The sequence below is a fragment of the Pantoea sp. DY-5 genome, from assembly GCF_019795955.1.
Lineage (GTDB): Bacteria > Pseudomonadota > Gammaproteobacteria > Enterobacterales > Enterobacteriaceae > Pantoea > Pantoea leporis.
The window spans coordinates 1-526 of record NZ_JAIMIE010000026.1; the positions used below are offsets into that span (position 1 = coordinate 1).

The window sequence follows — 526 nt, forward strand, 5'->3', positions numbered from 1 at the left end:
CTTGATGGAAGATGCCCCCTTAGCTGTCGCCGCACAGTTAATTGATTTTGTTAATCAACATAATATGAGGTAGCGCCATGATCCTAATCGGAATGCTGGATTCACCTTACGTCAGACGGGTTGCTATCTACATGAAAATATTGGGTATGCAATTCGAACAACAGCCGCTTTCGGTATTCAGCGATTTTGATGCCTTAACGAAAATTAATCCAACCGTTAAAGTACCAACGCTTATCACAGATGATAATCAGGTGCTGATCGATTCAACATTAATCATTAATTACCTTGAGAAATATTTCGGTCATTCACCTGCACCCACATCAGCGTCCAGAGCGGAAGATCTGAGAGATTTGCATCTTACCGGATTCGCCCTGGCTGCCTGTGAAAAAGCGGTGCAGATTGTGTACGAACAGCGTCTCAGACCGGTAGAAAAACAGCATCAACCCTGGCTGAATCGGGTAACTCAACAACTTCATGGTGCCTTGCAGACGCTGGAGAACGGGCTGCGGGAAAGTCATCCTGACAT

General features: G+C 45.4%; 1 protein-coding gene. It reads left to right on the forward strand.

The window, feature by feature from the left end; translation table 11 throughout:
- Nucleotides 1-77: 77 nt before the first annotated feature.
- The coding region (locus K5Y30_RS24765; RefSeq protein ID WP_222214037.1) for a glutathione S-transferase family protein at nt 78-526 on the forward strand (449 nt) is incomplete at its 3' end.